The sequence below is a fragment of the Bacillus sp. P4_D3 genome (assembly GCF_056401855.1).
Map to the genome: position 1 here is coordinate 1 of NZ_JBFUIN010000230.1, position 5,097 is coordinate 5,097.

Annotated in this window: 7 protein-coding genes; 4 read left to right on the forward strand and 3 right to left on the reverse strand. The window is 33.2% G+C overall.

Features of this window, described 5'->3' with window-relative positions; translation table 11 throughout:
• On the reverse strand, window positions 1-313 hold a 313-nt coding region (locus tag AC1DTM_RS17905; RefSeq protein WP_477000587.1), incomplete at its 3' end, for an aldo/keto reductase.
• A 165-nt stretch (window positions 314-478) separates the two neighbouring features.
• On the opposite strand from AC1DTM_RS17905, the gene AC1DTM_RS17910 reads away from it, so the two are divergent.
• Window positions 479-1,429 carry a CobW family GTP-binding protein gene (locus tag AC1DTM_RS17910; protein ID WP_477000588.1) on the forward strand — a complete coding sequence of 317 codons (951 nt, stop codon included), beginning with the start codon at window positions 479-481 and terminating at the stop codon, window positions 1,427-1,429.
• 69 nt (window positions 1,430-1,498) lie between these two features.
• On the opposite strand, the gene AC1DTM_RS17915 is transcribed toward AC1DTM_RS17910, so the two are convergent.
• Both AC1DTM_RS17915 and AC1DTM_RS17920 read right to left on the reverse strand, forming a co-directional pair.
• A complete protein-coding gene (locus tag AC1DTM_RS17915; RefSeq protein WP_016104610.1) occupies window positions 1,499-1,969 on the reverse strand; it encodes a GNAT family N-acetyltransferase in 471 nt (156 codons plus the stop codon).
• Between the two features lie 138 nt (window positions 1,970-2,107).
• Entirely contained in the window at window positions 2,108-3,058 is a 951-nt protein-coding gene (locus AC1DTM_RS17920) for a metal ABC transporter substrate-binding protein (protein ID WP_016104611.1), read from the reverse strand.
• A gap of 197 nt (window positions 3,059-3,255) precedes the next feature.
• On the opposite strand from AC1DTM_RS17920, the gene AC1DTM_RS17925 reads away from it, so the two are divergent.
• From AC1DTM_RS17925 to AC1DTM_RS17935, 3 genes are all read left to right on the forward strand, one after another.
• Window positions 3,256-3,480 carry a hypothetical protein gene (locus AC1DTM_RS17925; protein WP_016104612.1) on the forward strand — a complete coding sequence of 75 codons (225 nt, stop codon included), beginning with the start codon at window positions 3,256-3,258 and terminating at the stop codon, window positions 3,478-3,480.
• A 116-nt stretch (window positions 3,481-3,596) separates the two neighbouring features.
• Complete coding sequence (locus AC1DTM_RS17930) at window positions 3,597-4,256, forward strand: oxidoreductase (RefSeq protein WP_002200778.1); 660 nt, start codon at window positions 3,597-3,599, stop codon at window positions 4,254-4,256.
• A gap of 463 nt (window positions 4,257-4,719) precedes the next feature.
• Window positions 4,720-5,097, forward strand: a 378-nt coding sequence (locus tag AC1DTM_RS17935) for an AbiH family protein (RefSeq protein ID WP_477000589.1), incomplete at its 3' end; no start/stop codon positions are given.

Here is a 5,097-nt window from a genome sequence, read left to right on the forward strand (position 1 = left end):
GTTCAGCACTCGTATTGTAGTGAGCAACATATCGCTCTGGAAATTTAGGTGATGGGGGAGCGATTCCACATTTTGTGATAATTTGCATGTTTTCGCGTAAGGAAGGCTTGAGTTGTAACGCTTCTCCAAACAATCCTTCACATGTATATCCGCCATAAATGTCAGCGTGATCAAAAGTAGTAACTCCCATATCCATACAAGATTCAATAAAAGAAAGTAATTCTTGTTTCGTCATATTCCATTCTGCTAAACGCCAAAACCCTTGAATAATACGAGAAAATTCTAGTGTTTCGGCCATTTGAACTCGTTCCATTATAAGTACCCCCTTGATGAATGATAATATTTTTGAAAAGGCTTTCTTGCTACATATTATTATATAGTTACCCGGTTGTACATACAATAAATATGTTTTGCTACAAAAACGATTTTTTCTATATGCTATAATGTAGAAACATAGAGCTATAAGGAGAGGTAAGAAATGATTCCAGTAACAATATTAACGGGTTTTCTTGGATCAGGGAAAACGACATTATTAAATCGAATTTTATCAGAGGATCACGGTAAGAAATTAGCGGTGATTGTAAATGAAATAGGGAAAATTGGTATCGATAATCAATTAATTATGAACGTTRAAGAAGAAATTATGGAAATGACAAACGGTTGTCTATGCTGTACTGTGCGTGAAGATTTACTCGTTGCTTTAAAACAATTACTGGACGTAAAAGCAGAAGGGAAAATGGACTTTGATGGTTTAGTAATTGAAACAACGGGTCTTGCAAACCCAGGTCCGATTATTCAAACTTTCTTTTTAGATCCAGTTATTCAATCAGCGTACCAAATAAACGGTGTTGTAACAGTTGTAGATAGCTACCATATACATAAACATTTTGAAAAGGGACTAGAAGCAAAAGAACAAATTGCATTTGCTGATGTTGTGTTAGTTAATAAATTAGATTTAATTGAAGAAAATGAGAAAGAAAATCTCTTGCATGAACTTCAAGGAATTAACCCGACTGCAAAGTTAATCGAGGCGACTAACTGTGAGGTAGATATTCCATCATTACTACAAATTCAAACGTTTAAAACGAAAGATACGTTACAAATTTACCCTCATACAGAACATAACCATCTAGAAGGTGTAAAATCGTTTGTACTACGTGAAGAACGTCCGTTAGATTTACAAAAATTGAATGAATGGATGTCAGCTGTCGTTCAAGAACTAGGGGAGTATTTATATCGCTACAAAGGAATTTTATCTATTGATGGAGTAGACGAACGTATCGTTTTCCAAGGTGTACATACACTGTTTGCTGCTTCGTACGATAGAGAGTGGCAAGAGGGCGAAGAGCGAGTGAGTGAAGTAGTTTTCATCGGAAAAGATATTAATAAAGAATGGTTTCAAGAACATTTTCAAGAGTGTGTGAAGTAAGCCTGCATAATTGCAGGCTTATTTTTTTAGTTTCAAAAGATATATGAGTGAATTATAAAAAGCCTGTTTTCACAGGCTTGTATTTTCATCTATAAGTAATTCCATTACAACACCTACAACTGGGCCCTCATCGTCAATATCCCCATTTAAGCGGAATCCAAATGACTCATATAGTCCCATTGCGTGTTTGTTGTCTGGATGTAAACTTAAATAAATTATTTTACATTCAAATTTTTGTTGTAAATATTGGATTAATAAACGAAGGAAACGTTTTGCATATCCTTTTCCTTGAAAATGTTGATCAATCATAAAACGATCTAACCATACGCTTTCATGCTTTTGGGAATACCAACCGTACATTGCGTATCCAACGAGTGTTTCTTTGTCATATAAGCCTACTGACGTTCCGTTTTCTTCATATAATGATTCTGCTAAAGAAAACGCATTGCTTTCAATAAATTGCTGCTGGTCTTTTGCTACGTCTAAAGCAGCAACTGAACGCCAATTATTTGCTGTTACTTCACAAATGTGAAGATTCATAGTTCCAACTCACCTTCTAAATTAGTATAGCTTAAAAGCTAATATGGATAATTTTACTTGTTATTTCGGTCAAGTCAAGGGTAAATACATAAAAAGACAGCTGAATGACATATTCAGCTGCCTAGAAAATATAGTTGATTAGTTTGTTGCTTCTTTTAAAGTATTTACGTTTTCTTCCATTAAAGTGAAGTAATCTTTATTGTTCTTTGCATCATCTTCAGAAATAGTAGCAAGGTGATTTAAACGTAAAACTTTTGTGCCTGTTTCTTTTTGGATAACTGATGCTACTTTTGGAGTAGAGAATGTTTCAAATAAAATATATTTTAGACCGTGTTCTTTTACTGTTTTTGTAATATCAGCAAGCTGCTTTTGAGATGGTTCATCAGATGCTGAAATTCCAGCGATTGGGATTTGTTTTAAACCGTATCGTTGTTCCCAGTAGCCATAAGCTGCATGTGAAACTAATATTTCTTTCGTTTTTGCATTTGCAACAACTGCTTTAAATTGATCATCTAAATCAGTAAATTTTGTTTGTAGTGCTGCGAAGTTTTTTTCGAACTCTTTTTTATGTTCAGGCTGTAATTCTACAAGTGCATTTTTAATTTTTTCTGCTTGTTTCATCGCAAGAGTAGGATCTATCCAAACGTGTGGGTCTTTATCGTGATGATGTTCATCTTCTTTATGACCGTCTCCATGATCGTGCTGCTCTTCTTCAGATGAAGCACGAAGTTCGATATCTTTAGATGCATTTACAATTTTTACGTTTTCTTTTTTTAATGATTTTTCCATTTTTTCGGCAAATGGTTCTAATTCTGCGCCGTTATAAACAAATAAATCGGCTTTCGCAACTTGTACAGTCTGCTTTTGACTCGGTTCAAATGTATGAGAATCCGCACCAGGTGGGTAAATTGTTTCTACATTTACATAATCACCACCGATTTTTTTTGCAAAGTCAGCGAGTGGGAAAATGGTTGTATAAACAGAAAGTTTCCCATCTTTTTTCGCTGCACCATCTTTTTTGTTAGAACATCCAGCAAAGACGAGTGTAAAAATAAGTATAAATGAAAATAGAGCTAATTTTTTAGGCATATAATTCTCCTCTTTTCTTTTTTACAATTATATTTTCTCCAAATATAAGAAGAAAATATCGTTTTAATACAAAACGGAATAATTACGTTTTAGTTTGCGAACCTAGTATAATACATCTTTATGAAAGTTGCAATAAATAATAATCATTACGATTTGTTTTTGTTATAAATTTGTCAAAAAGAACGGTATTAATTTTTATGATTGGTGCATATGTGACAATGTTACTTTCATATATTGGGAGGGAGCAGAAAAAAGGGGATGAGTGCTTGGGTTACTTCATGGAGGCTATCTTATTAATACTTGCCGTAGTATTGCCATTATCTTTTGTTTTAATTTTTTTAAGGAGATTAATAAGTAATTTAGGAGATGCTACAACAATTACGAAATTGCCAGCGGAAGAAAAAGAAAAGAAAAAAGAGTAAGTAAAGCACTATGCATACGCATAGTGCTTTACTTATGGTAAAATGGGGGAACGGAAACTCCTGTTAGCGACGATTAGCTATAGGAGAGAAAAGTAAATAAAGAGGTATGCATATATATGAATGAACGAACAGCGTTAGTACTTGGTGCAAGTGGATTAGTTGGACAAGAAATAACACGTCTATTACTTGACTCAGATTACTACGATTCGGTTACTATTTTTGTAAGGGAACCATTACAATTACAGCATGAGAAATTGCAGCAGAAACAGGTGGATTTTTCAGTATTAGAGGAATATAAAGAATTTTTTGCAGTAGATGATGTTTTTAGTTGTTTAGGAACAACGATAAAAAAAGCGAAGTCGAAGGCGAATTTTAAAAAAGTAGATTATGAATATACATTGCGAGCTGCCTGCTTAGCTGAAAAACAAGGCGTGCAAAATTTTCTTGTTATTTCATCAATGGGAGCAAATCCTAAATCACTTTTCTTTTACTCGCAAGTGAAGGGGAAAATGGAAGAGGAGCTGAAAAAGCTAGTTATTGGTGGCATACATATTTTCAGGCCGTCATTATTAGTAGGAAATCGACAAGAGTATCGTTTTGGGGAAAGAATGGCTGAGAAATTATCTCGTATTCTTCCGTTTATATTTAAAGGGGCTTTTAAAAAGTATAAACCAATTTCTGCTAAAGATGTGGCGAAAGGAATGTATATAACAGCGCTGCGTGAAGAATCTGGTATTCATATTTATAGTTCAAACGATATTATAGAGATAAAATAAATAAAACCGAGAAGACTCACTTATCAAGACCTAAATCCAAAAAAACTTAAAATATAAGGGTCCCAACATATTATATATGACTAATATGTTGGGACCCTTATATTTTGGTACTGATTTTTGAAACTGAATTTGCATTGTATTTTTCTCTATTTAATTACATTCAAAAAACAACAAAGTTTACGAATGTGGATTTAAAATAAAGTCGTACCGTTTGTAAAAAAAATGTACCGTTTATAAAAAAGTTGCACCGTTTTACCCCTTTAGATATGATTGTCTAACGGGCTGTTTTTATGTCTAAAAGAACTAGAACATCTAAAAATGATTAGTGGTTAAAAGAAGGACGAGGAACAGGGCGCGGAGTAGATTATAAACCGTTGGTAAACGTTCAAGTTGTTTTTTTAAGCGTAATTTATACGTTTTATTGTAATCTTATTACAGATTTTTAATTGGGATGGTGTTATAAGTGGATTTATTTATTATTGGGAATGGATTTGATTTAGGACATGGTTTACATACGAGGTATTGGAATTTTCGTTGCTATTTAGAAGAACATCGAGGAGACTTCTTGAGGGATTTCGAAGAGAAATATTATTTTGGGGGAAAAGGGTTACAAACTTATCTATGGAATGATTTAGAATGTAATTTAGCTAATATTGATGAATATGTATTGATTGAACAAATGCTTCAAAGTACGGATTTGGGGCTGGAAAGTGGAAATATTGGTATAGAAGATACTTTGAATAATTACTTCGGAGACAAATTTAAGTACATTGAAGAATTAACTATCTATTTAAAAGAATGGATTGAAGTAGTAAATCTAGAGTTGGACGTTATAAATAGA

Bases quoted from the DNA above. Each gene is read 5' to 3' on its own strand.
- AC1DTM_RS17915 (WP_016104610.1), bottom strand. From the start codon at position 1,969: ATGAATCTTCACATTTGTGAAGTAACAGCAAATAATTGGCGTTCAGTT.
- AC1DTM_RS17920 (WP_016104611.1), bottom strand. From the start codon at position 3,058: ATGCCTAAAAAATTAGCTCTATTTTCATTTATACTTATTTTTACACTC.
- AC1DTM_RS17925 (WP_016104612.1), top strand. From the start codon at position 3,256: ATGATTGGTGCATATGTGACAATGTTACTTTCATATATTGGGAGGGAG.
- AC1DTM_RS17930 (WP_002200778.1), top strand. From the start codon at position 3,597: ATGAATGAACGAACAGCGTTAGTACTTGGTGCAAGTGGATTAGTTGGA.